This window comes from Sphingomonas sp. FUKUSWIS1 (assembly GCF_000733135.1).
Taxonomy (GTDB): domain Bacteria; phylum Pseudomonadota; class Alphaproteobacteria; order Sphingomonadales; family Sphingomonadaceae; genus Sphingomonas; species Sphingomonas aerolata.
The window spans coordinates 1-935 of record NZ_JPJC01000202.1; the positions used below are offsets into that span (position 1 = coordinate 1).

1 protein-coding gene is annotated in these 935 nt (G+C 70.3%); it reads right to left on the minus strand.

Going from position 1 to position 935, the window contains the following annotated elements; translation table 11 throughout:
• Positions 1–57 precede the first annotated feature (57 nt).
• Positions 58–717, minus strand: coding sequence for an HAD-IA family hydrolase (locus tag sphsw_RS12120; protein ID WP_031440844.1), 660 nt, complete (start codon positions 715–717; stop codon positions 58–60).
• Positions 718–935: the final 218 nt, after the last annotated feature.

Genomic DNA, 935 nt, shown 5'->3' on the forward strand with positions numbered 1-935 from the left:
CGAGCCGCACGCCGACCAGCACGAACCAGCGCCGCTGCGCCAGGCGATCGGCCTCCGTCACGATGCGCTCACCAGATGACGCAGCGCCGGCACCGTCTCGGCAACGACGTCCGCGCCGGCCTCCGCCAGTTCGTCGACCGCGTGATAGCCCCAGGTGACGCCGACCGCCCGTGCGCCTGCCGCGCGTGCCATCGCCATGTCATAGCTCGTATCGCCGATCATCGCGGTCGTCGCCGGGGTCGCGCCCGCCTCCTTGATCGCCGCGAACAGCATCGCCGGATCGGGTTTCGACGGATGCCGGTCCGCGGTCTGCAGCGTCACGAACCGGTCGGCGATGCCGTGCGCGGCAAGGACATGCGCGAGCCCGCGGTCCGACTTGCCCGTCGCGACGCCCAGCATCCAGCCATCATCGGCAAGCGTCGCCAGCACGTCGGCGATCCCCTCGAACAGCGGCTCCTCGATCAGCTCGCCGCTCGTCCGCATCGCATGGAAGGCGGCCTTGTAGTCCGTCGCGAGCGTGCGGTGCAGCGCCTCGTCGCCCTGCGGCACCAGGATCTGCATCGCCTCGACCAGGCTGAGCCCGACGATCCGCCGAATCGCGGCGCGCGGCGGCGGGACGAGCCCGGCCGTCTCGAACGCCCGCTCGCACGCGACGCAGATATTCGCCTGACTGTCGACGAGCGTCCCGTCGCAATCGAACACGGCGAGGCGGATCATGAGATTTTCCAGCACATCCCCGTCTCGTAGATCAGCCGGGCGAACGAGGGAACGCCAAACCGGAACGCGCATCGTCAAGTTCCCCCGCAAGGCGGGGGCTCGGACCCAAGCGGAACTGCCGATCATGCCCCCTGGACCCCCGCCCCCGCGGGGGAACGAGTAGGCGGGCAGAGCCCCACCGTAATAACCACCCCGGCGAAGGCCGGGGTCCAGTTGGG